Source organism: Dryocola boscaweniae (genome assembly GCF_025215095.1).
Taxonomy (GTDB): Bacteria; Pseudomonadota; Gammaproteobacteria; order Enterobacterales; family Enterobacteriaceae; genus Dryocola; species Dryocola boscaweniae.
The window spans coordinates 1-479 of record NZ_JALHAP010000040.1 but is presented as its reverse complement, the minus strand read 5'-3'; the positions used below and the strand labels follow the sequence as shown (position 1 = coordinate 479).

The following is a 479-nucleotide window of genomic DNA, read 5'->3' as shown; positions in this document are numbered from 1 at the left end:
GGTTCATATCACCTTACCGGCGCTTATCGCAGATTAGCACGTCCTTCATCGCCTCTGACTGCCAGGGCATCCACCGTGTACGCTTAGTCGCTTAACCTCACAACCCGAAGGTGTCTCGTGAGACACAATCGTGATTGTGAAAATTTGAGAGACTCGAACACACCGTATCTTCCTTTCTTATTACGGAGAAAGGAAACAGTGTGTCGTTTCAATTTTCAGCTTGTTCCGGATTTTTAAAGAGCAATATCTTAAACATGACTCGCAAGTCATCTTTAAGATATGGTTGTCGGCGACTTTCACTCACAGACCAGCAAGTGGCGTCCCCTGGAGGTTTGAATCTCACAGTTTACGCGTGGCGTCCCCTAGGGGATTCGAACCCCTGTTACCGCCGTGAAAGGGCGGTGTCCTGGGCCTCTAGACGAAGGGGACACTTAAGTCTCACTCGCAAGACGCCTTGCTTCTTTACTTCTATCAGACAA

1 tRNA gene and 1 rRNA gene are annotated in these 479 nt (G+C 48.9%); both read right to left on the bottom strand.

Going from position 1 to position 479, the window contains the following annotated elements:
• Nucleotides 1–97: ribosomal RNA gene (locus MUA00_RS00210) — 23S ribosomal RNA — on the bottom strand; the annotation flags it as partial.
• Between the two features lie 256 nt (nucleotides 98–353).
• Nucleotides 354–429 (bottom strand) — tRNA-Glu (locus MUA00_RS00205).
• Between the last annotated feature and the right edge of the window lie 50 nt (nucleotides 430–479).